Consider the following 24581-nt stretch of genomic DNA (forward strand, 5'->3'; position numbering starts at 1 on the left):
ATTTATTCAAGCTCCGAAAGTAATTGGTCCATAATATCCAAATCACCCGCTTGTTTTGTTTGTAGGATTTCTACCGTACAAGCAAGATGCTGAATGGTTGGTTCTTCAAATAAATCGGCAAGGTCAATTTTAACGCCGAAGGTGTGATTTACTTTTGCTTGTAATTGCATGGCAATTAATGAGTGACCGCCTAGCTGAAAAAAGTTATCCGTAGTGCCAAATTCAGGTATCGATAACTCGTTCATGTCTGCGAAGAGTAGATCTCGCCACAAGTCATACAGAATAAACTCGGTATTTGTTTTGGGTGCAATAACGTTAGAAGCTAAAAATGTAGGTTTTATTTCGGCCTTGGGTAGTGCCTTGCGGTCAATTTTGCCGTTAGCATTTAATGGCATCTTATCTAAACGCGTAAATACGCTTGGCTGCATATAGTGTGGCAAATGAGTTTTTGATAATTCGCTTAATTGGCGTATTAGTGACGTATCATCTTTATGATCTTGCGGGCCGCGGGAATTGTTACTTAACGTGGTAAAGAAAGCGACCAAGCGTTCTGAGGGTTGGTAACCCTGCACTACTACAGCGACCTGTTCAACATCGTCATTCATCAATAATACGTTTTCGATTTCACCCAATTCTATGCGGTGCCCTCGTATTTTTACTTGAAAATCACCTCGGCCCATAAAGTCTAGAACGTATCCGCTGGTGCAATTGTTGCTGGAAATCAAACGTGCAAGATCACCGGTTTTATACATAATATTCGAGCGATGCCGCGATAAATTTTGGGTATTGTTAGGTACAAATGCGTTGCGTGTTAATTCATCACGCAAATAATAACCTTCACCCACGCCATCACCGGCAATGTATAAATTACCCACGCAACCCACGGGTACGGGCTTTAAGTGTTCATCAAGCAGATAGCACTGTGTGTTAGCGATGGGCTCGCCGATAATGGTTGTGCCGCTTGGCCCGGTGTATTGCCATTTTTCAGATAAAAGTTGTGACGTAGACCAGATGGTCGTTTCCGTTGGTCCGTACACGTTATAAATAGAACTGTTCGCAGGCAATGCACGGGTAAGTTTTTTACCCAATTCGGGTATTAACGCTTCGCCACCACAGAGCAAGGTAAACGGTGCTAAATTAGAGAGTTCACCGGTTGCTAATAACGCAGACCAAGTTGCCGGTGTGGCTTGTATTAAATTACATTGATGAGCTTTAATTAAAGCAATAATATCAACTGGTTGTTTACGTTGAGCATCATCGGCCAGTACCACTTCACCACCGTGCATAAGTGGCAGCCATATTTCTAAGCCCGATATATCAAAACCCAAGGTGGTGATTGCAAGGGATTTGGTCGTATTGCTAACGTTAAAGCGCTTGCCCATATCCAACAAGAAATTACACAGCGCTAAATGGCTAATACTAACGCCTTTGGGTTTACCCGTAGAGCCAGACGTATAAAGAATGTAGGCTAACGGTTTTTTGGTATTGTGTGCACAAGCTGTTACGATTGATGAATCATTAATAGTAGGTATTTTTTCTGCATCTATTAAGGCTTCATCGTATAAGAATATATTTTCAGCAAATTGATCTTCAAACGACGGTGCAAAAAATTCGTTGGTTATTATGATGTCTGCTTGTGCAGATTCAAGAATTAACGCTCTTCTTGCCAAAGGCTGATCGGGATCAATGGGTAGATAAACATGCCCGGATTTTAACACCGCTAATAGCGCACAAATTAACCCGGATTCGCGCGGTAAACAAACGGCAACTATTTTTTGTGTATCGGCCGGGCCTATTTTGTCACTAATTAATTTAGCCAATTTTGCCGAACGCAGTGACAGTGTTCGGTAAGTTGTTATCTCGGCATTTGATGTATTGTCGATAATGGCAATGTTGCTAGGTTGAGCCAAGACCATGGCCTCAAAAAAATCGACAAAATTCAATGTCGGTTTATTCGCAGGATTTTTTTCTAACCATGGGTTGTAGGTATTGTTGTAATCTTGCCATATATTGAGGTCTTCATCGGTAACAAAATTTATATCAGTCAGAGGTTTTTGCGCCGAGCTTACGATTTGCTGTAATAGATGCACATACAGGTCGCTGAGTTTTTGTACGCCCAAAGTATTGTAGATATCCGTTTTGTATAACCAATGTAATTTGGTGTTTTCGGCGTTGCCGGGGGCTACCGTGAAGGTAATTGGATAGTGCGTAAATTCGCGACTGCTTTCAACTTCTAGTGATAAATTTATGTCGTTAGCATTAAATGCTGACGTTGGAAAATTCTCAAACACCATTAAATTTTCAAACAACGGCTGACCATGGGCTACGGCAGACAGTTTTTGAATGTCGGCCAAAGATGAGTGTTCATGCTCTCGCAGCCGCACATTTTGATCTTGAATATATGTCAACCATTGGCCTACGGTCTCGTTACTTTGCCATTGCAAGACCATTGGTAAGGTATTAATAAACATACCAATAATTGTATCAACTTGGCTAAGTTCTGCCGGTCGACCGGCTGTGGTTAAACCTAAAACCACCTGCCACGGAGTATCGTCGTCTGTGTTTAAACTTTCTTGGCGATCAAAATATGCCAATAGCAAGGCCCAAGCACTTTGATAGAGAGTATTTAAGGTTAGATGATTTTCCGCCGCAAAGGCCTCTATGGTGTTTACCCAGTGTTTAGTTAACACCGTTTCATGACAGGCAAAGGCAGAGTCGTCTGTATTTTTTGAATGTTTTAATTCATCAGCCGATGGTTGAGATTCTTGTACCGTTATTTTTTTAGTGGTTAAAGGCAAACTCGTTGAGCGAGAGATAGCTCCCAATTGCTCCCGCCAATAGTGATCATCTGTATTTCGTCGTGAGTCTATCCAGCGAATGTATTCTTTAAAACTTGTCGCCGGTTGATTTAATAATTGAACATAACCACTGTTATCGTTTGATTGCAATAAACAGCGATAAGTATTCAGTACTTCGGTAATCAGTTGCATCGCGCACCAACCATCTAACTGTACGTGATGATGTGTCCAAATTAATTTGTAACTACGCGCAGCGGTTTTAACCAAACGTAAACGCATTACCGGAGCGCTTGACAAGTCGAACTGGGTATTAATGTCGTTATTTTTAAGTGTATTCAAATAGTGATTCGCACTTGCTTCTGTATGATTTTCTAAATCAATGACCTTAATATTTAAGGCAACCGAGTTATAGACCAGATGCACGGGTTTACCATCGTGCAACTGAATAAAGGCGCTACGTAATATATCGTGACGATTAAACACGAGATCCCAACTTTGTTGGAATAAATCGAGATTAAGATTACCTTGAATATCGACACATACTTGATCAACATAAACGGCGGCACGTTTCTCTAGTAACGTGTGTAAATAAATACCCGATTGTACGGACGATAACGGGTAGATATCTTGAATATCTTGCCACGTAACTTTTTTTGAAAGCTCATCTAAATCTGCTTGAGTGGCACGCAGCAACGGAAAATCAGACGGAGTTTTTGTAGGCAGTGCGTGACAACAATGCTCGATAATTGCACGTAAATTGCGATCAAAGACACATAATGCGTTCTCAATATCCCTATCGGACAACAAGGCTTGGCTGTAACGCCAGCGTAGTTGCAAAATACTATTTTTAACTTCACCGTTTAATTCTAACCACGAGCTTGCGTAGTTTTGGTCGTCAAATAATTTACCCGTTGTTGCGGTTACATTTGGTTTTACGTGTTCTTGGTTTGCCGCATTTGCATTGCTATCCAAATCAAGATTGCCGTAGTAATTAAACGTGACTTTGGGACGCGGAAAATCAGTAAGTTGTCCGTGTAAATATCCTAAAGAATAATCTAAGCTTTGGTTATTAGCGGTTCTTAGGTTTTCTTTCGTAGACTTTATAAGCTGATCGAGATGATGTTTTTCTGTGCTGATATTCTCGCCCAGAGTAATTACTACCGGAAACACGCGGGTAAACCAACCGACGGTACGGCTGATATCCAGAATATCGCCGTGCTCGGTACACAGGTCTTGCCGACCATGGGATTCTAATTCTATCCACAATTGCTGGTCTTTATTTAAGGTTAACGCCAGTGCTGTTAACAAAATATCTTGTACTTGTAACCCGTAGGCGCTTAAACCTTTTTCCAATAGCAACTGGGTTGTGTTTTTGTCCAACTCATAAACCACCTCATTTTGCTCAGTAAATGTAAGCATTTTACGAAGCTGTTCTGTGCTTAATTGAGTGTTGTGTACTTGTACTGGTAAAAGATCGGCGAAATTATCGGATATTCCTATGTTTGCTGAGCGTTTTTTAAGGTTCTGCCAATAGTCAAGATTAGAAGACTTACTAGAAAGTACGTTTACCCATTCTTGGTAGCTCGCCGATTTTGCCGGAAGCGTTTGCTCGATTGTGTATTGCGTATTATTGCTGCGTGCTTGCAATCGTGCGCTGTAAATTTGATAAAAATCTTCAATTAAAATACGCCAGGAAATCGCATCTACTAACCAATGGTGGGCAATAAAAATCAGTTGATTATTAAATGCATCCGGTGTTTGTAGGTAAATACATTTAAACACCCTGCCCTCGCACAAGTTTAACGAGGCGTGTTGTTGGTCGAGAATATGATTGATGGCTTGATCTACCGAAATGCCGTTTGTGTTTGGCTCGATAGCAAAGACTTCTAAGACGCTAGTGTTTGCGTAATCTTCTACCGTGCGCACAAATTGCCGCTGAGATTTATCGTCGTAAACAACCCGTAACATATCGTGATAGATTGCCAGATCGTGCAAAGCATCTTGCATATCGGGTATCGAAAAATTATCGGTAAATTCAAGGGCAACAGCCATGTTCCAATGATGACTGTTAGGCTGTTTCTGCTGAATAAAATCGTATTGAATAGGACTTATTTTTACAGAGCCGTGTATGGGTTCGTAATTATTTTGAGCCTCTTTAATAATCTCAACATGTTTTGCTAAACGACAAATGGTTTGGTGTTCGAATACCTGTGAGGGTGTAATTTTTAATCCCAATTCTTTTAGTTTTGCCGTTAATTGCAAACACTGAATAGAATCGCCACCCAACGCAAAAAAGTTATCGGTGATACCAAAGTCTTGGCGATTTAAAAGTTGCTGCCAAGCACTTAAAAGCGTTGCTTCAATGTGGTTATTGGCTGGAACCAAATTGTCGGATGTTTTCCAATTGGGTTCTGGTAATTGTTTACGATCGACCTTGCCGTTGGCATTGTGCGGTAAATCAGCCAACACAATAAACTGGTTGGGTACCATATATTCCGGTAGAGATTGCAATAAATGGTCGCGCCATTGAAACGTTAACTCGTCGATAACCGTGCCGTAAAGCGCATTTGAATCTTTGTCGAGCGATAAATCGCCGTTGTTTGCGTAATCACTTAAATTAATCGAATCGCACACAACATAGGCAATAAGTTGCTGGTGATTAGTTTCACCTACCTCTGACGATTTAACACAGGCAGCGGCTTGAGTTACCTTATCGAGTAGCTCTAATTGATATTCAATTTCACCGAGCTCTATACGATAACCTCTGAGTTTAATTTGAAAATCTTTTCGGCCTACATATTCTATTTCTCCAAAGGCGTTCATACGGCCAAGGTCACCCGTTAAATACAATTTACTTTGGTTTAGGCAGGTATCGATTGGCCAAGGATTATCAACAAAGCTCTTTTGAGTAAGTTCTTTATTATTTAAATAGCCCTTACCTACACCAATACCCGAAACACAAATTTCACCAATCACGCCATTGGGTACCGGGTTTAAGAACGTATCTAAAATATGTACCTGATTGTTGGCGGTGGCGCGGCCAATGGGCATAAGGCCGAGTTGTTGGTATTGAGTTAATGTATTAGGTGTAATTTTTGCCGTGGCCACATCGTCTGCGCATTCAGCGGGGCCGTAGGCATTTATTAACGGTATTTTACTGAAATGTTTAAACCATTGCTGAGCTAAATGTAAAGAAAGCGCTTCACCTGTGGGTAAACAATAACGAATATTTTGGCGAATAATTTCTTTAAAAGCAGAATCTGTTGTTGACTCAACTGTGGTTAAAACAGCGTGAATAAGACTGGGTACCCATTCCACAATCGATATACGATTATTGTCGATTTCGGGTATAAATCGGTCGGGGTTTTGACTGACACCATCGCCCAATATGCAAACCTTTGCCCCAATTATTGCCGACGTTAATAGCTGCCACACAGAAATATCAAACGATTGCGAAGCTGTTTGAGCAATTACGCTGCTTTCATCTAAATTGAGTTCTGGAGCCTTAGACAGTATGTTGTTCAACATGCCCGCTTCTGTAACACAAGCCCCCTTGGGTTCTCCGGTAGAGCCCGAGGTGAAAATTACATAGGCTAAATCGTCCGAATTCTTATAATAATTAACAGATTCGTAAAAATCGCTGGTACCAGCTTGCGCAATCGACAACTTCGGTTGTTGCAGGAGTGTAATATCAGATACGTTTACCGTCGAATCCTTCGATAAGGCGTTCAACAATGCATCGTGTTGTTCATCAGTCTGTATGAGTATATGACGTAACTGACCTGACTTAATAATTTGTAGATGTCGTGAACTTGGATGTTTTGGATCTAAGGGTAAGTAAGCTGCACCCAATTTAAAACAAGTTAATACCTGTACAAAAAAATCGACGTTACGCTCACTCAACAGCGCAACAACACAACCTTGTAGCGGATTCTCACCGGAATGTGTGGCTAGAATTCCCTGGCAAAGAAATTCCGCTCGTTGATTTAGTTCGTTGTAGGTGTAGTGATGAGTAGAATGTTCTTGGCAATCTATTAACAGGGTTTGATCACCATGGGCGTGTAACTGTTCGTTAAATCTATGTAACCATGTTCGGTTAAAATCGATATTGAGTGTGGTCGAAGAAATTACTTTGGTCTCATCAAATTCGGTTAAACTGACGCTTGAAAGTGGTTGGTCGATATCGCGGATAAAATCATGCAATATTTTTTCAAATGCATTTATAAATTGTTCTATCGTTGATCGATTAAACAGATCACTAGCATATTCAATAGAACCCTTCATTGAGTTTTCGAGTACATGCACATCTAGGGTAATATCAAACATCGCGGTTTCTGGTAAAAGATCAACCGCTTCAACCGCTAATCCTGGTAGCGAAAACTCTTGCAGAGCATTGCCATGCATAACATTAAGCATGGCTTGAAATATAGGCGAGAAGCTTTGTTGCCGTTCTGGATTAATGGCATCAACTAACTTTTCAAAGGGTACATCTTGATGTTGCCGAGCTTGGTTAAGTTTTTGGTTGGTTGTTAGCAACCAATTGCGAATATCGGTAATATCGTTTAGCTCGCTTTTAATGACCTGCGTATTAATAAAAAAGCCAATTAAATCTTGAGTTTGCCAATGTTGACGTTCTGCAACGGGAATACCAATACGAATATCCGATTGCCCAGTTAAGCCGTGTAATAACCACTGGTAGGCTGATAGCAACAGATTAAAAATGGTAACGTTGGCGCCTTTACTATTTAGGTCCGAGCATAGTGTGCTTAAAGATTTTTCACCTATCTTATGAAAATCAAAATGCACACGTTGACCACGATAACTTTGTTTATTGGGCCGTGGTTTATCTAGAGGTAAATTTAATAAGGGTTGTTCACCGCCGATTTCTCCCTGCCAATATTGAATTTGTTGCGCTAATACATCGTCGGTAAACGTTGAGTTGGCCCACTGTGCATAATCACTGTATTGAATGCTAAGAGGTTTAATGACGGTATTTAAATTAATGTCACGGTTCTCAATTAAGGCGCGGTAGGCTTGAGACAACTCATTTAATAAAATTCGTACCGACCAACCATCGGCAATAATGTGGTGAAGTACCACCGCCAAAACGGATTCATCTTCTGAAATTGAATATAGCTTAACCGCAAATAAAGCATCGTGCTCTAGGTTAAACGGAGTATTGGCAAAGTGTTTTAGTTCATTTAATACAGTGTTGTTCGTTGTTTCTATAGGGTGAATATCGGTTACGTTATGTTTTGCATCAAAAGCGTAGGCATGACCTTGATCATCTTCCGCGAAATTAAGTCTGAGAACTTCATGACGGTCAACAATAAATCGAACGGCTTTTAACAATAGGTTTGTATCTAAGTGTCCCGTTAATTTAATGGCAGAAGGCATATTGTAGGATGCCAGCGACGCGTTGCTTTTATCGAGTTGATACAAAAACCACAATCGTTGCTGGTTAAACGATAACGGAAGTTGTGTTCGATTTTTTATGGGTTGAATTGACGTTTTATAATCTACGGTACCGGTGTTATCACTGTCTAGCGCGTCAAGGAAGCCGCGTATGGTTGGGTTTTGGAAAATGCATTTTAGATCAACATCGCGTTGCAACTGTTTACAAGCGCGTGCGGTAATTTGCGTTGCTAAAAGCGAATGACCGCCCAATTCAAAAAAATTGTCGGTGACGCCAAATTGAGTTATTCCAAGTACGTCGCACCAAATTTGGTGGAGAAGCTGCTCTTGTTCTGTATTCGGAGCGATAATTTCATGCGTTATATTATCGGGCTTTGGCAGAGCTTTTTTATCAATTTTACCATTGGCGTTCAATGGCATTTTATCGAGAACAATAAACGTGCTTGGCACCATATAGCTGGGTAGTTTTTCGCTCGTCCACTGTTTAAGATTTGAGGCATTGGCGCTTTTATGTTGTACATAGGCAACCAAGCGTTTGGTATCGTTACAACCTTCAACAATAACCAATGCTCGTTCACAGTCTGGTAGCGACTCAATACAGTTTTCTATTTCACCAACTTCAATTCGAAATCCACGAATTTTTACCTGCCCATCGATACGACCGTGATAACTGATTACTCCCTGACCGTTATACGAACCTAAATCACCCGTGCGATAAATATAAGTGCTGGAATTTTTAAAGGGATTTAACAAAAAACTTTGTTCGGTCAAGTCGGCGCGACGGTGATAACCTCGGCCAACACCAATACCGGCCACATAAATTTCTCCCACCGCACCGACTGGTACCGGTTGTAAATGACTGTCTAAAACATAAAGCTCTAAATTTGCGGTAGCCCGACCGATGGGTAACGGATTAAATTCTGCATCACTAATGGTTTTAAGGGGATAAAACGCAACGTCGTCAGAGCATTCCGCAGGCCCATAAGCATTCATGAGAGGAATTTGTGGGTATTTACGCAGCCATTTTTTTGCAAGTTCCGGCGATAGCGCTTCGCCGGTTGACATTACCCAGCACAAGGATTGTAACGCGTTACTCGGTTGATCGAGTAACGATTGGATTAACGCCGGTACAATTTCTAAAATGGTTATTTTTTGCTTTTCAACAATTGCGGTTAACGCCGATGGATTGCGTACATCTTCGTCATCAACAATACAAATCTTAGCACCGAGAATGGGTGCCATGAGTAATTGCCACACCGAAATATCAAAGGCTTGGGACGCTGTTTGAGCGATAACGTCTGATGAATCTAGTTGTAATTCGGGCAATTTCCCCAGCATATTATTGAGCATACCTTTATGCTCAATTAAAACGCCTTTGGGTTTACCGGTAGATCCCGAGGTATAAATAACATAGGCTAAATTATTGCCTTTTAGGCTCGGCAGTATTAAAGGCTCCGAAGAGTTCAGATTACGTTGCTGCAAATGTGAGAAGTGCCATTGGCTAAATGTAACAGTCGATGACGAAAAATCGGCTGTTGTAAATGACCGGTTCTCATCCAACAAAATTAATGCAGCAGGTTGCGCCTCGGTTAATATATCGCAATGACGCTGTTTAGGATGCGCGGGATCGAGCGGTAAAAAAGCACAGCCTGCCTTTAGTATTCCTAATATTGTGCTTAAATAGTCTGCGCTGCGCTTGCCCAGTACCGCAATAACACTTTCCGGCGGTAAGTTCGCCGCGAGTATGGAGTGTGCGATTTTACTGGATTGCTTGTCGATATACTCGTAGCTGTACGAATTGCCGTTGTGAATCAGCAGTGTTTCTTTGCTCTTGCTTAAAACCTGTTCTTGGACGCGTTGTAAATAACCGTATTCTAAAGACTTTTTGTCGATTAAATCGGCAGAATGTGCGTTTAACCCTTGTGTTAATGCATAAATTTCTTGCGCATTTAACAACGGAATTTCGCCCAGAGTAATTATATCCTCGCTGCAAATGTGTTTCGCAATAGAACACACAAGACGAGAAAATTGCTGAAGCATTCGTTGAGCAATGTCTTTATCGACGCGTTCACTGTGAATGCTCAGTTGTAAATGTACGGTTTTACCGGGAATAACGACAACGGTATAAGGATAATTTGTGTGGGTGCGATTGGTTGCCTCGCTAACCAAAAATTCGAGATTCTCCTGTTTTAAACCGGCATCAAAAGGCGCGTTTTCAAAAACAAATAAGGTATCAAACAGACCTCTTGCGGAGTCAATTTCACTGATTTTTTGAATGTCTGCTAGGGGAATCTGTTCGTATTCACGAATTAATAAATTATCCTCGAATAGATTTTTTAACCATGATGTTAATTCGCTATTTGAGTTTACATTCACTCTTAGTGGAATAGTATTGATAAATAAGCCAACGACATCCGACATGTCTGGAAGACTTGCCGGGCGCCCTGCTACTGTTACTCCAAACACTATATTGGAGGTTTGTGAATAGCGACTCAATAATAACGACCAAGCCCCTTGAATTAAGGTATTGAGCGTAACCTGCGCGCTAGAAGCTGCTCGATTAAGAGTATCGGTGGTGCGTTCATCTAAGATCGTCACCAAATCTTCTACTGCATTGCTTTTATCGTTTGCGTTGGAAGTTAATAAGGGCACAAACGTTGGCTGATCAAAACCTGCAAGGCGATCGCGCCAAAAAGTTAGGCCTTTGTCCTTATCTTGTCGTTGCAACCATTGAATAAATTTTGAGTAAAGTACGGGTTTATGAATTGTTGGTGTATTAACCCGGCCAGAAATAATGTCTCGATAAGCTGATAAAAAATCCATCATAATTAATGAAAAGCACCAAGCATCCATTAAAATATGATGATAACTGCGTAAAAATTGATATTTATTACTGCTTAGTTTAATCAGCTTTACGCGCATCAACGGGGCTTTTGTAAATTCAAAGCCCGTCTCACGTTCAGATTTTAAGAGGTCATCCAGAGCTTCACGCTGGTTGGTTTCATTAAGATGTTGCCAGTCTAAAATTTCAACGGGAGAATTAATTGTCTTATAAACAACTTGTAGCGGTTGTTTTTGATTTTTCCAAACAAACGACGTGCGCAGCAGTTCATGTTTTTGGAACACGAAATCCCATGCTTGAATAAAAGCCTCAATATTAAGATTATCCATCTCCATAACATGACGGTACTGTAGCAAGTAGATACCTGTACCTGGGTTCATTAAGCTATGAAACAGCAACCCTTCTTGCATTGGCGACAAGGGGTATATTGATTCTATATTTTTAGCTTTGCTATTTGAGTCTTTAGCTTCTGTCATGAGATTAATTAAGTTAGATGATTTTTAAAGGTCTTCTAGTAAACTAGAAAACTCGTCGTCGGTTAGATGAAAATCAGCCGCTTGGGGTTGGTCGTCTAGGTTGTTTTCAATAAACTGCTTGAATTCATTTAACGAACCTTTAAATAATTGAGATAACGCGATAATTTGTACTTCGCTAAAAATTGCTGGATTGTAGCTCCAATGAACCTGTAAACCGTCTTCTCGCGAGACCAAATTAAGATCCAGTTGTTGTGCGCGTAACGAAGTGTTAGCGCGACTGTTGTGTAACGCGGCACCTTCTAATGTGTTACTAAGCGGATCAATAATTTGGTAATTTCGGCCAGCCGGCTGCGATATAAATTTGCCCAGGTAGTTAACTACCATAAAAGGTTCTTGATGATTTAACGGTGTGTGATTCGACTGTGTACTATTAGCTTGGAAATAGCGCCAAATTCCATAATCAATAGCATCGTTATTTGAAGGTAAGTTTAATTTTGCTTGCTCGATAAGCCGATTAGAATCGGTTGTGTTAACCGGTACCAGCACGGGATATCGGCAGGTAAACCAACCAACGGTAGAACTTAAATCTATATCGTTGTGTGTTGATTCTCGTCCATGATTTTCACATTCAATAACGGTGCAATTATTGAATGTGAATGATTTTTTTAATTCTGGGTTGTCATCAAACCAGAGCGTTAAAGCTTTACTGATACTGGCTAACAAATAATGTTTTACCGTTAACCGCTCAGGAAGTTTTGTAGAAAGTAGAAAATCTTCACTAAATACTTGCTGATAATCCCGAGCATCGCCAACTAACGATCTAATTACCGTTTGTGTACTGGTTAGCGTGTGTAAAACCGGGTTCCAGTGATTTGGAAGTTTTTGCAGCATGGTAGACCGTGTTTGAACTTCGGTTAGCCAATCATTAAATGTATTATCTACCACGTCGTTTATGTGTGATGTAGATTTATCCGTAAAGAAAAATTCGTCAAATTCTTCTAAGAGAATTCGCCAAGAAACGCCATCAATAACAAGGTGATGCGCAGTCAACAGAATTTTAGATTGCTCACTGCCGTCTGTTACTTGCAGCAGTTTAAACAACGGGCCGTAGGTAAGATCCATTGTGGCCTGAAATCCCGTCAAAAAACCTTGATATTGCTGATTAGAAGAGTCTTGCCAATGTTTTGTTGATAATGTTTGTACCGATGCAGTAATAAGTGACTCTTCAACGGGTGCATAAAATTGAAACCAACGGTTGTTTTCGCAGGTAAATCGCGCTCTAAGTTGAGGATGTTTTGCGAGCGTTAACCGTACAAATTCTCGTAAACGATCATAGTTAATTACGGGTAAATCACAGATCAAAATACTTTGATTCCAGAAGTTTTCACCCATCGGAAATTGATGAAAGAACCACGACTGGATTGCCGTTAAAGGATATTGTTTTTGATTGACTTTCGGTTCTTTTGCGTTATTTAACTCAGTAGCTTTAGTGGCATACACTTCTTCAATATCGGTTTTAGGGGTAATTAATTCTGCAATGCCTGAAATGGATTTTCCGGTGAAAAATTGTTTAGGTGTTATTTTAAGGTGTTTTTTACGGGCTTTAGCGATGATCTGCAAGCTTAAAATAGAGTCACCACCAAGCGAGAAAAAGTCTTGGTTATATTTTATAGATTCTTTTTGTAACACTTCACACCAAATATCGTGAAGTTTATCAACAACGTTGCGTACGGCTTTTTCATGAATTTTTTTATCGGGAGTATATACATTTTTACCAGTGTCTTCTTTTTTTGTTGCAGCGTGTTTTACTACTAGGTCGTTAGATGGGATAACATCTGAGTGTAGATCTGACTTTATGGTGCTATTGGGATCATCAGAACACTGACCAAAGGGAATTTCCACAAATGACAATGTTTTAACCGCGTTAATATCCAATTTACCACTGGCAGTACGAGGAATCTCACTGACAATTCGCCAATAACCGGGAAGCATGTATTCGGGCAGAGCGTTTGATACGAAACGCTCAATACGCTGCAATTTATCTTTTAATTGGGTTAAAGAGACAGCATTTTTAAAACTGATATACGTATCAATGGTCGTATTTATGCCTTCTCTGGGCGCTGAAGTAACGTGCTTAATCTCATCCCATTTCAATAGGACTGCGTCAATTTCGTCGAGCTCAATTCTGTGACCACGAATTTTTATTTGGCGATCAATTCGTCCTATAAATATTAAATTGTCGTTGTGATCAATTTTGACCACATCGCCGCTGCGATAACAACGACCGATTAAGGGGTGCTCAATAAATCTGCCTTTATTGAGTGTTTTATCGTCGTAACCTAAACTCAGCGTAGCACCTGCAATTAAAAGCTCACCTACTACGCCTTTGGGTACCGCATTTAACTCAGCATCAACGATGGCAAGACTACTGGTTTTGAGCGCCCTACCCAAAGGAATTTCATCTAAGCGAGTATTTTTTGTTATTTCGCCACATACAATACCTACGGTGCTTTCGCTGGGACCGTAATGGTTAAACACATGCGGGCTTGAATCGCTTTCGTTTGCGAGAACTGTATTTACGATATTAGCTGTGAGCTTTTCACCACCAAAAATTAAGCGTTGTTTGGGTGTAATGTTGGGCACGCCGTCACTCAACGCGGAAAAAAACGACGGTGTAATTTTTAGGGCATCAACCGGATTTATTGACAGATAATCCTGTAGAAAATTAGGATCTTTGCATTGTTCGTCATTAAGCAATACATAGGTTCTACCGGTTAATAAAGCGCCGAATAAAGCCGTGTGACCAAGATCGGTGGCAAATGAGGTTAGTGATAATAGTGTGCTGTTGTTACCTTCGGGTAATAAATTGGCGTGAGCGATACTGTTTACGTAATTCGATAGGTTGCTCTGTAACACGGAAATAAGCTTTGGTAGGCCAGTTGTGCCCGAAGTAAATATCTTATAGGCAGCGAAATCGTCTTGAGCCTGTGCACTAGTAACCAGTTGTTCAAAGCTAATGTCTGGATTTGATATGTCTTCAAGCTCGTTAACATGAAGTATGTCAACGCCCTGAATTTTTGGTAGTTCTGATACAGCTTGATCAATCCATAAAACATCGGGTTTAACTTGGTTTATCAGTAATTCAAGGCGTTGTTTGGGTAGTGACCGATCAAAACATAGGTATGGTACACCCTGTAGCCATGCGCCGAGCATAGCGAAAATTGCTTCAGGTGAGCGTTCTAAACAAATACCAACAATGGTTGGTTTGTTAGCGAATTTGCTGATTTTTTGCGCATAGGCGTGCGCATTAAAAAATAACTCTTGGTATGAAAATACTTGGTTAGCGGTCTTAATTGCAAGGTTGTTACGACTGTTTAAGCATATCGTTAACCAATCGTTTAACGCATGTGCACCTTTGAACGAAATTTCAGACGCTTTAATAATCGATAAAAATTTTTCCGGAACCGTAATATCTGCAAGTCGAGTACGTAACAGTGATTGCTCTGGTAACGCAATAAGTGTGTTAATAAAACAACGATATTGATCTGAAAGTTCTTTTACGAATTTACTGTGATAGAGCGCTTCGTTAAAACGCCAGCGCATTTCCAATAGTGGCTCGATTACGTATCGATCTTCTACCACCATAAGGTTTAATTCATGGGCGCTACCCCGCTGTTGTGAAAGAAGGTGTTTTTTAACCTTATTTCTGTGGGAGTGACGTTGAATTCTTGAATAGGTAAACATGTGTTGGAACAATGGTGTTCGATCTGAAGTTTGCTCTACTACACCGGTTTCAATACAGTCTTTAATGATTCGTCTTAAAGGATAACGTTGATGCTCTAACGTTTTGCTAAGATTGTTCTGGACATCGGCCACAAAATCGATCAGCAAAGCCGATTTATCGACATGGCAATTTAAGACAATTGGACTAACAAAATAACCAATGGATTTTCGATAATTTTTTTGAGTTCTAGCAGTTACAGGTGTTGCAATACGAAAGTTCTGTTGACAGCTATATTGGTTGAGCAACCATTGAAACAGACCGAATAAAAAAATGTAGGGTGTTGTGTGTAATGCTTTAGCTACACGCTTGATTCCGATAATTTCTTCTTTTGTAAATTGAGTCTGTATTTCATCGCCTAAAAATGTTTGCACACTTGGGCGAATAAAATTGAGTGGTAGCTCTAAAGGCACGCTATTATTTAAGTAGTCGCGCCAGAAACCGCGGTCAATTTTACTGCTTTCGCTAGAAAGGTAATTGGATTCGTCATTTTGATAATGAAAAAAAGATTTTTTGAAAGCGTCATCGGAGTGATTTAAAAGTTCTTCCAAATAATTATGATAGGCCGTTGAGTCATTAAATATCGAACATAGCTTGTCTAAATGCATTAATAATTGATTAAAAACCAATTCGCAGGAGAAAAAGTCACCGGCAATATGGTGGAGAATAATTTGTAATGCCACCCTGTCGTTATCGTTTTTACTGTGGTATAGGATTCCTTTACAAGGTAATTCTTCTTCTAAATTAAAAATGTGATCTGCTTGTTGTTGTAAATGTGGCCAAACACATTCCGTTTCGAGCGATACGAGCTCCAACGAATAAAAAGGAGTTTCAAAATTATCGGGGTTTTGAACCACTTGCTCTACAGTGTTGCTGTTTTGCCAATAAATACAGCGTAATACCGGATTTTCTAACAATACTGCTAAAAAGGCCGTGTTAAAGCATGTTATTAATGACTCATGATTGTTCTGTAACGTTTCTTTGTACAAAGAAATATCCAATTCCAGAGCGTGCACCATGTTGTAGGCAACACTGTTAGGGTCTGACAATTGTGCAAGCCACAAAGACATTTGATTTTCGGTAAGTGGAAATTTGCGTAAAGTCATAAGCGTTGTATGTAATGTAAGTGTTGTCTAAACAATAGCGTTAAATTTTTACGAGAGAACTTAGAATAACGAGCTGGGAAATTGGCCCGGCTGTAGCTCGTTTAATTTAGGCATTACAGAGCTTGCTTTTAAATTAACTGCGCCGAACGGTTCCGTCATTGCAACAAACACTTTGCGATTGCCAGAAAAAACATTTCTACCATGGCTCACACGTAGATTGTCGATCAGCATTACGTCACTTTCTTGCCACGGGAAACTTACCGTGTGTTCTTCTATTACTGCACGAATTTCATCGAGTATTTGATCTGGGATTTCGGAGCCATCGCCGAAATATACGTTTCTGGGTAAATCTTCTTTATCCACTACGGACAATAAAGTTTCTTTTACTGAATCAGATAGATTAGAAATATGGAACAGATGCGCTTGGTTGAACCATGTCCACCGGTGATTTTTAGGATGTTGAATACTTACCTGACATTTTTGCCAAGTACGTAATTCATCGTCATCTTTCCATTGAAACCCAATATTATTTTTGTCGCAGTACGCAGAAACTTCTTCTTGATAGTCAGTCCCAAAGGCTTGCTGCCAAGGTAAATCCAAACCGTTGCCATAGTTTCTTACGTACAATAATCCTTTCTTTTCGAAAATATTTTTAATTTGGGCAGGAATTGAATCGTAGATTTTTTGACAGTCAGCTATAGGCGTTTCACCGTTGTTTTCGGCAACAAGATGACTGTAGAACCATAGTTTTTTCGGCCATTGTAAACAGTATGCTTGCTCACAATGCTGCGGAATAACTTGATGAGACGGATATTCTGTAGATGTATAGACGCCTTTTTTTATCACACTTCTGGGCGTTGAACCAAAATCGTAGTTCAATAAATTAAAATCAAATATACGTATTATTGAAGAAAATTGTTCTTCGTTATCAACTGAGAATCCTCGCAGTAATACAGCACCATGGTGATCAAAACTACGTTCTATTACCGATTTTAGTTGCGCGATTTGCTGATTTAGATGTTGAGTATTCGAGTAATTTTTATCAATTACACCTGCAATCGTACTGGGTGTAATGATGTATGGTAATGCGCTCATAGTCTGTGCCAGATCTATTTTGGAGAATAGTAATAAAGCGATCACTTAAGCAGATATTGTTGTTTTTCTTAGAAAAACTCAGCAATGTGGGTCACTTCACAAATATAAATGATAATGATTCGTACTCTTGTTATTGATAAGTTTAAAGTATTGATGCATCATTCTTCAACATAAATTAACGCATACTTGGAAATTATTTTTTCTAAGAAAGTTTGGGTTAATTAACACACATAAAAACTTACGCGCTTATTACTTTGCCGAGATTAATGCCGGCGGATATACAGACTGGCTAACCTCTCGACTCTCTTACGCTATTAATTTAAATGTGCTCGACCTATATGGGATATCGAAATGACTCAAGAAACAATTATCGAGTATGAAAATAAACAAGCAAAAAATGATCGACACAACGTTATTTCGGTTTTGTCTGATTCTTTAACGAGATTTTTACAGCAAGAAGAATTTAAGATTGCTGACAATGTTTTTTTATCAGAGCAAAACCAAACAGAATCAAATGCGCGCAGTTATCCTAGAAATATTCCGATCGCGATAAAAAAAGCTCAGGGAATTTTCGTTGAAGATACACAGGGGCAATTATTTATAGATTGCTTGGCCGGTGCGGGCACATTTGCGTTGGGACACAATCACCCTGAGGTTGTTCGTGCAGTAAACGACTATTTAGTATCCGGCGGGCCCTGGCAAACACTTGATCTAACATCGCCAGCAAAGCGAGAGTTTGTAAAGGAAGTATTCAGTATTTTACCGAAGGAATTTGCATGTTGCGCTAAGTTACAATTTTGCGGTCCAGCCGGAACCGATGCGGTAGAAGCTGCAATTAAACTTGCTAAAACGGCAACAAAACGCAGCGGTATTTGGTCTTTTTCGGGCGCTTATCACGGAATGACCAACGGCACCTTGTCACTTATGGGTAATCGAGGAACTAAGTCTCCGGTTCCTGATTTAATGGCCAATGTCCAGTTTATGCCGTATCCCTATGAGTATCGTTGCCCCTTTGGATTAACTGGAGAGGCAAGTATTTACGCTAATTTAAATTTATTAGAACATCAGCTATTAGATTCTCATTCGGGTACGCCCTTGCCTGCTGCAATTGTTGTTGAAGCCATTCAAGGCGAAGGCGGTGTTATTCCTGCTCCGCTAAAATGGCTACAAGGGTTAAGAGATTTATGTGATCGCTTTGATGTTCCGTTAATTTTTGATGAAATTCAATGCGGTGTTGGCAGAAGCGGAAATATGTTTGCTTTCGAATTTGCCAATATTCAGCCGGATATTTTGGTCATGTCTAAAGCGATTGGTGGTGGTCTTCCTATGGCATTAATTGCATATCATGAAAAACTGGATAAATGGCTTCCCGGAGCGCATACAGGTACTTTTCGTGGTAACCAATTAGCCATGGTGGCCGGTGCTAAAACATTACAGCTTATTCGCAGTGAGAATATTTTAGAAAATGTGCGTAAACGTGGCGATCAACTTTTATCGGCACTTAAACGTTTACAACAAGACTACGAATTTTTAGGCGATGTTCGCGGACGAGGTTTAATGATCGGTGTTGAAATTGTATCGGCAAACAACAGCCCACAAAAACCAAAAATGGCAGACGGAAATATTGCACGAAAAATACAACAACTTTGTTTACATCATGGCCTTATTTTAGAGTTAGGTGGTCGAGCCGGTGCCACGGTAAGATTTTTACCACCGCTGAACATCACACAGCAGGAAATGAGCGTTGTAATTAACATATTTCTGGCTTGTGTTGCCGAAGTTGCACAAACCATTCATGAGCCATAACAATTAGATTGCTAATTAACGGATGAGTTATTTGTGCTAAAAAAACCGGCAAAAGCCGGTTTTTTTTTAGAATTCGCTTGTTTTGGAAGTTAATTTTTTTTAATCAAATTGATGCTTTTTAACCTAAGTGCCACTTATTAAATAACTATTAGTTGGGTTGATTTTGATATGTTGGATATTTTCCGGTAAAGGCAAATTTATTAGTATTATTTAAGGAGCCTCTGATTAGTTCATCCATGATTTAGTCAGAGGGAAGAAATTGAAAATGGGATTTCCAATTTCTTCACAATTTCGATTACTTACCATTCTTGAAACTGGCGACACATCCTTGTGTTATCTAAGTTTAACTTGGAGCCTGTTGCCTTAAAACTCTTTTGACACTGAGAAAACAAAACTCCTGGGTACAGAAGTGCCAACACGAATAGATGCAAAAAGATCTTCCACTACGCCACCTTGGGCTAACTGATATTCTTCGTCAGTAAGGTTAATGGCATTAAATTGAAACTTCCATAAATTGTGCTTGTAGTAGGCAACGGCATCAACCTGCGTAAAACCGTCAAATTCGGTATTATTTTCGGCACTGGCGAAGGTATCATCTTGATAAAAAAGACCGCCACCAATACCAAAGCCATTGGTAAACTCGTAAACGCTCCAAAGGTTAGCGCTATTTTCTGGAATACCGACTTGCTCTCTGCCATCGAGATCCAACACGCCACCAAAAATGGATGTAGTTACTGTATCTATTTCGCTGTCTATATACGCGTAACCGGCAACAATACGCCAAGCATCGGTAATTTTACCGATAATTTGTAGGTCCAAACCTCTAGACTCAACCCGACCAATCGTATCAAAAACATTAAAGTTAGATTGTTGTGTGGCCGCCGCGTCAAAGCTTGCGACATCTTTACGTTCTGCGTCGTATAAAGCTACCGTGAACAATAAACGCTCATCCAATACATTAGCTTTTAGGCCAATTTCAAATTGAGAGTTTGTTTCGGAGTCGATTTGGTTACCATTAAGGTCTAAGCTACCTGTTGCTGGTAGGTAACCTTGCGCGTAACTTGCGTATAACGAAATATTTTCGGCAGGTTTATAGATCACACCTAAACGACCGGTAAAATCTGTATCGTCGAATGCCTCATCGCCGCCAAGATTAGTATTGCTTTCGTAATCGACAAATCGACCACCAAGTAGAACTGTGAATTGTTCATTAATTTCAATTAAGTCTTGTACATTAAGAGAAATTTCTTCCGATTTGATTTTTATATCGGTACCAACTGGATTTAAAAATACCTCATCGGTTGGAATTCCCGCAGCCAATGGTACGAACGACCGTTGATTGCTGAAGATGTTATAAGTGGCGATATTTAAACCGGTTGTGGTAAATGAGTCGGTTTCTAATTCTTCGTAAGAAATACCAAGCAATAATTTATGCGCTAGCGATCCACTTGAAAATTCAAATAAATTGTTTGCTTGCAGATAAGTTGTTTCACCTTCGCCTTCACCAAAACGCGGTTGAATTAAAACCGTACCATCTGGCAACAATACTTGCCCTAGGTTAACCGGGGCGGGAAATCCTATTTGGGCCAATAAACCAATGGTTGCTGGCGTTGCAAAAAGCGGCGTGGAATCGAAATTTGTTTTTTCGTTTTTTGTATAGGATGCTAAAAGATCAATACTGTAAAAATCATTAATTGGCTGATTGTAAGTTAACGATACACGAGTTGACTCTGCGTTACTGCGATTATTATATCCTTCAATACCATAAAACTGTTCTGTGTCTAATACACTGGAATCGTAATCGTAACCGTTAATAAAGTCGCCGCTTAAAATTTGTGAACGATCGGTAGTGAAGTCGTCGTCAATATATTCAACGGATGCCGTTAATATTCCGCCGGTATTGTTAAGGTACGAAATTGACGGATTTAACAGAAATCGTTCGCGCTCTACAAAATCTCGGAAGCTGTCTGAATCTTCGTAAGAGCCAACAACACGATAAGCAAACTGGTCTGAGTTACCAATAGCACCGGTGCTATCAAATTCAATTTTTGAAAATGAATCGCTTCCGGTTAATAGTTCGACTTCATGAAAAGATTCAAACTCAGGTTTTTTTGTAACGTAATTAATAGTGCCGCCAGGTTCACCCTGGCCGTATAAAATAGCGCTAGGCCCTTTTAAGACCTCGACCTTTTCAATATTTGCAGTTTCGGTAGAAGGTATATTGGTAGAGTTTTGCGCATTATTAATGCGTGCACCATCTTTATATATCGACTGCGACGCACTAAAGCCGTGAATTGCGAATTGTTCTTCACCACCATTACCGGTTTTAAATTTAGTTACGCCAGATACATTACGCAATGCATCATCAACGTTATTAACCTGCTGGTCTTTTAAGATATCTTGGTTGATTACGTCAATCGAAATTGGCACATCTAGTGGAGATACATTAAAACCGATAGAACCGGAAACCTCTTCGGTTTGGTACTCTCGCTTATGGCCCGTTACAGACACTTCTTCGATTTGTGTATTTGATTGAGCAATAGAAATAGAGTTGACCGATAAAATAGCCACGCACAACCCACAACGTTGCGATTTCTTAATATTCATACATTGACCCAAGATATATAATAATTTTTACGTTACCCATTGTTTTTACAAAACAAATAGCCATTGCAATGCCTAAAGATGGCCCCTAGCCTTGAACTAGAACGAGAAATTACTACAAATAACAATAATTATCAATCGCAATTGAGTGATATAACAAATCTAACTATTCTACTTTAAGGTAATTTGATAAAAATCAGATACGTCGGTGTGTGAGACTGCTGCTCGTGAGTGGAGTTATTGAATTGCCAGAACGCACACTAAATGCATAGCGCACGCCATTAATGTTTAAGGTTACAACCCTACCACTTGAGTTAAAAGCTTTAGGTAAGAATACAAAAAGCAGAAACGTTCTTCGCTTTTAATGGAAACTTCCTGTTATTTAAGTGGTTGCATAACTATTTGATTGCCTGCCAGTTTTGTTGGTACTGCCCTGCTGGCTTTCTTCGCTAGTTTGTTACTGAATAACATCCAGCCTAAAAGCGTTGGCAACATAATTACCGAAAACAAAACAAGAAAAACTCTAACCGCAACAGCGCTGTGAGGTTGGTTTTGTTGGATGTAATGTTGTTGCGCTGGTGTGTATGTGGTGTGTGGTGAATTTAATAAAATCTCTGTCTTAAATATCTGGCCTTGTGCATTTTTAGCGACCAGGGTTGCTTCTATCGGTTGATTTAGATTGGCTTTCTCGATAAAAATTTTCGTTTCAAAAATATTCCAACCGGAAGAGAATAACCAAGACCGATCATTGATGATTAATTCTAGAGAATCTAAATTAACTGGCCGCGTAAACTCTACGCCTAGATTGATCAAATACCCAGACGCTAAGGTTTCTGACCGATCAGGATCAGTCGCTTCAGAAGCCAAGCCACGTTGATAGAACATGCCGTTAAATGGCCCAAGCTCGGTAAAATCAACCGCCTGAACAATAGGTTGAATTGGTGCTCCTTCCATTTTAAAGAAGCCTAAAACAGAAAACGTAGTGCTGAGTAATACTAAAAACACGCAGGTCGTGGTGGTTACAACAGAGTACCAAGTTGATTTAACTGCTTTTGAGCCAACGGCTTTTACCCTGAGTAACCACAAATACCATCCGGCTAAAATAGAAAACGATAAAACGAGACCTGCAAAAAACCAGATAAAACGAGTGAAAACGCCACCAAATGTGCCAAAGTGTAAAACATCAGCGGTATGTACCCAACGATCATAAGCAGATAAATCAGAGGCTACATAATGTTCGTATACCTTTAAGGTAACCGGGTCAATTGCCACATAATTTGCAGCATCTCGAACCAATAAAGGCCCTGCCTGACCGTAAATGTGTACCAACTCGCCGGGTTTTCTGGGTAAAAATAAGTAAGCAATTTCTAATGAAGGAATGGCCTCTCTCGCTACAGAGAGATATTCATCAACGCGTAATTCGGGCAAATAATTCTCTTGGCCAAGATAATTTAAATTGGCTTCTTGATGTAATACTACATCTGATTCACCGGAAATTTTTTCTATTAAGTACCAAACACCGGTCACGGCAAACAGCAATGTAAACGCCAAAAACCAAAGCCCTAAAGATCTGTGTAAATCAATCCAAAATATTCGTGAGCCCTTGGATGAACGAATTCGAGACATGTTTTTTAGGCGATTTTTCAACAATAAAAAACCAGCGACTAAAGAAACAAGTAAAAATAAGCCAAAAATACCCACAAAAAACACCCCGTTGGGGGTCATTTTTGTTTTTATAATAAAAAATTGTTTGTGCAGAATACGAAAGAAATTTTTTATATTTAAACGATTTCTCTCGGCAATGATCTTGCCACTGTAAGGGTTTAAATAAACAATAAATGCCCCTCTCTCATAATCTTCCATCAAGGCTACAGCTGGCACATAGGGAAGAGCTGGAGACAAACTTAACACAGGCACTAAAGAGCCGGGATAAGCCTCTTGCAATGAATGATAGAGAACATCGGCGGTTACTGGGGTTGTATTTTCTGAGGTTGGGACTCGAATTTCAGGGTCAAGCAACCAATCTAATTCATAACTAATTGTCGAAACAGTACCCGAAATACAGATAAAGAATAAAATTGGCCCAACAATAAGCCCAACCCATGAGTGAACTGCAAATAGTTTTTTGTTTGATATCACATCAAAACCACACTGAACAAAAATATGAATACACATCACAAGGTTGATCTTCCATATAAAACTACAGGAAGCTCAAACTAAGCATTATTTCGTGCGACATAATGTGATGCCACCTGTTTTAAGAATTATAAATATTGGCATTTGTTAAAAAATTGATAGTGATATTTTTGGCTTCTACAGTCTGAGCTAATAAACGGCCTGTTAGTTAAGGGCGATATATCATTATTTAGCAGAAATGTATTTTTAATACTAATGATAATTATTTATAATTACAACCAAACTTTCTTGCAATTGTCTAAATATCTATGCTGATTGGAATTAACGATGATATGGATGGACACAGATTATGTGCTTTGTGAAGTAAGTGACTGCGGTAACACACGAGGTTATAAACGGATTTAGAAGTGTTGTTGGCGTGTTGTTAGACTTGCCCTACGAGGAAATCATCCGTTCAATTTCTTTCTTCAGTATGGGTTCCCAATTATAGGCATTAGAGGTTGTACTTAATCAATGAGGTTG

General features: G+C 39.7%; 6 protein-coding genes. 1 reads left to right on the plus strand and 5 read right to left on the minus strand.

The genetic code is table 11. The features are described from left to right. Positions 1 to 2: 2 nt before the first annotated feature. From ACYQ28_RS03430 to ACYQ28_RS03440, 3 genes are read right to left on the minus strand one after another with little or no spacing between them, the layout of a single operon-like run. The gene (locus ACYQ28_RS03430) at positions 3 to 11531 is read right to left on the minus strand and encodes an amino acid adenylation domain-containing protein (RefSeq protein WP_460048089.1); all 11529 of its coding nucleotides are present in this window, start codon (positions 11529 to 11531) and stop codon (positions 3 to 5) included. Between the two features lie 24 nt (positions 11532 to 11555). Next, positions 11556 to 16418, minus strand: a complete 4863-nt coding sequence (locus tag ACYQ28_RS03435; RefSeq protein ID WP_460048091.1) for a condensation domain-containing protein — start codon at positions 16416 to 16418, stop codon at positions 11556 to 11558. A gap of 60 nt (positions 16419 to 16478) precedes the next feature. Further along, complete coding sequence (locus tag ACYQ28_RS03440) at positions 16479 to 17513, minus strand: TauD/TfdA family dioxygenase (protein ID WP_460048093.1); 1035 nt, start codon at positions 17511 to 17513, stop codon at positions 16479 to 16481. Between the two features lie 351 nt (positions 17514 to 17864). Here ACYQ28_RS03440 and ACYQ28_RS03445 point away from each other — a divergent pair, with 351 nt between their 5' ends. Further along, positions 17865 to 19319 (plus strand): diaminobutyrate--2-oxoglutarate transaminase family protein, encoded by a 1455-nt coding sequence (locus ACYQ28_RS03445; RefSeq protein WP_460048095.1) that lies wholly within the window; start codon positions 17865 to 17867, stop codon positions 19317 to 19319. Between the two features lie 363 nt (positions 19320 to 19682). On the opposite strand, the gene ACYQ28_RS03450 is transcribed toward ACYQ28_RS03445, so the two are convergent. Both ACYQ28_RS03450 and ACYQ28_RS03455 read right to left on the minus strand, forming a co-directional pair. Beyond that, a complete protein-coding gene (locus ACYQ28_RS03450) occupies positions 19683 to 21926 on the minus strand; it encodes a TonB-dependent siderophore receptor (RefSeq protein WP_460048096.1) in 2244 nt (747 codons plus the stop codon). A gap of 375 nt (positions 21927 to 22301) precedes the next feature. Then, positions 22302 to 24098, minus strand: a complete 1797-nt coding sequence (locus ACYQ28_RS03455) for a PepSY-associated TM helix domain-containing protein (RefSeq protein ID WP_460048098.1) — start codon at positions 24096 to 24098, stop codon at positions 22302 to 22304. Positions 24099 to 24581 lie beyond the last annotated feature (483 nt).

It is taken from the genome of Sessilibacter sp. MAH1, from assembly GCF_054658315.1.

What these genes read in the sequence shown, in the direction of transcription:
- ACYQ28_RS03430 (WP_460048089.1), bottom strand. Translation starts at nt 11,531, where the DNA reads ATGACAGAAGCTAAAGACTCAAATAGCAAAGCTAAAAATATAGAATCA.
- ACYQ28_RS03435 (WP_460048091.1), bottom strand. Translation starts at nt 16,418, where the DNA reads ATGACTTTACGCAAATTTCCACTTACCGAAAATCAAATGTCTTTGTGG.
- ACYQ28_RS03440 (WP_460048093.1), bottom strand. Translation starts at nt 17,513, where the DNA reads ATGAGCGCATTACCATACATCATTACACCCAGTACGATTGCAGGTGTA.
- ACYQ28_RS03445 (WP_460048095.1), top strand. Translation starts at nt 17,865, where the DNA reads ATGACTCAAGAAACAATTATCGAGTATGAAAATAAACAAGCAAAAAAT.
- ACYQ28_RS03450 (WP_460048096.1), bottom strand. Translation starts at nt 21,926, where the DNA reads ATGAATATTAAGAAATCGCAACGTTGTGGGTTGTGCGTGGCTATTTTA.
- ACYQ28_RS03455 (WP_460048098.1), bottom strand. Translation starts at nt 24,098, where the DNA reads ATGTGTATTCATATTTTTGTTCAGTGTGGTTTTGATGTGATATCAAAC.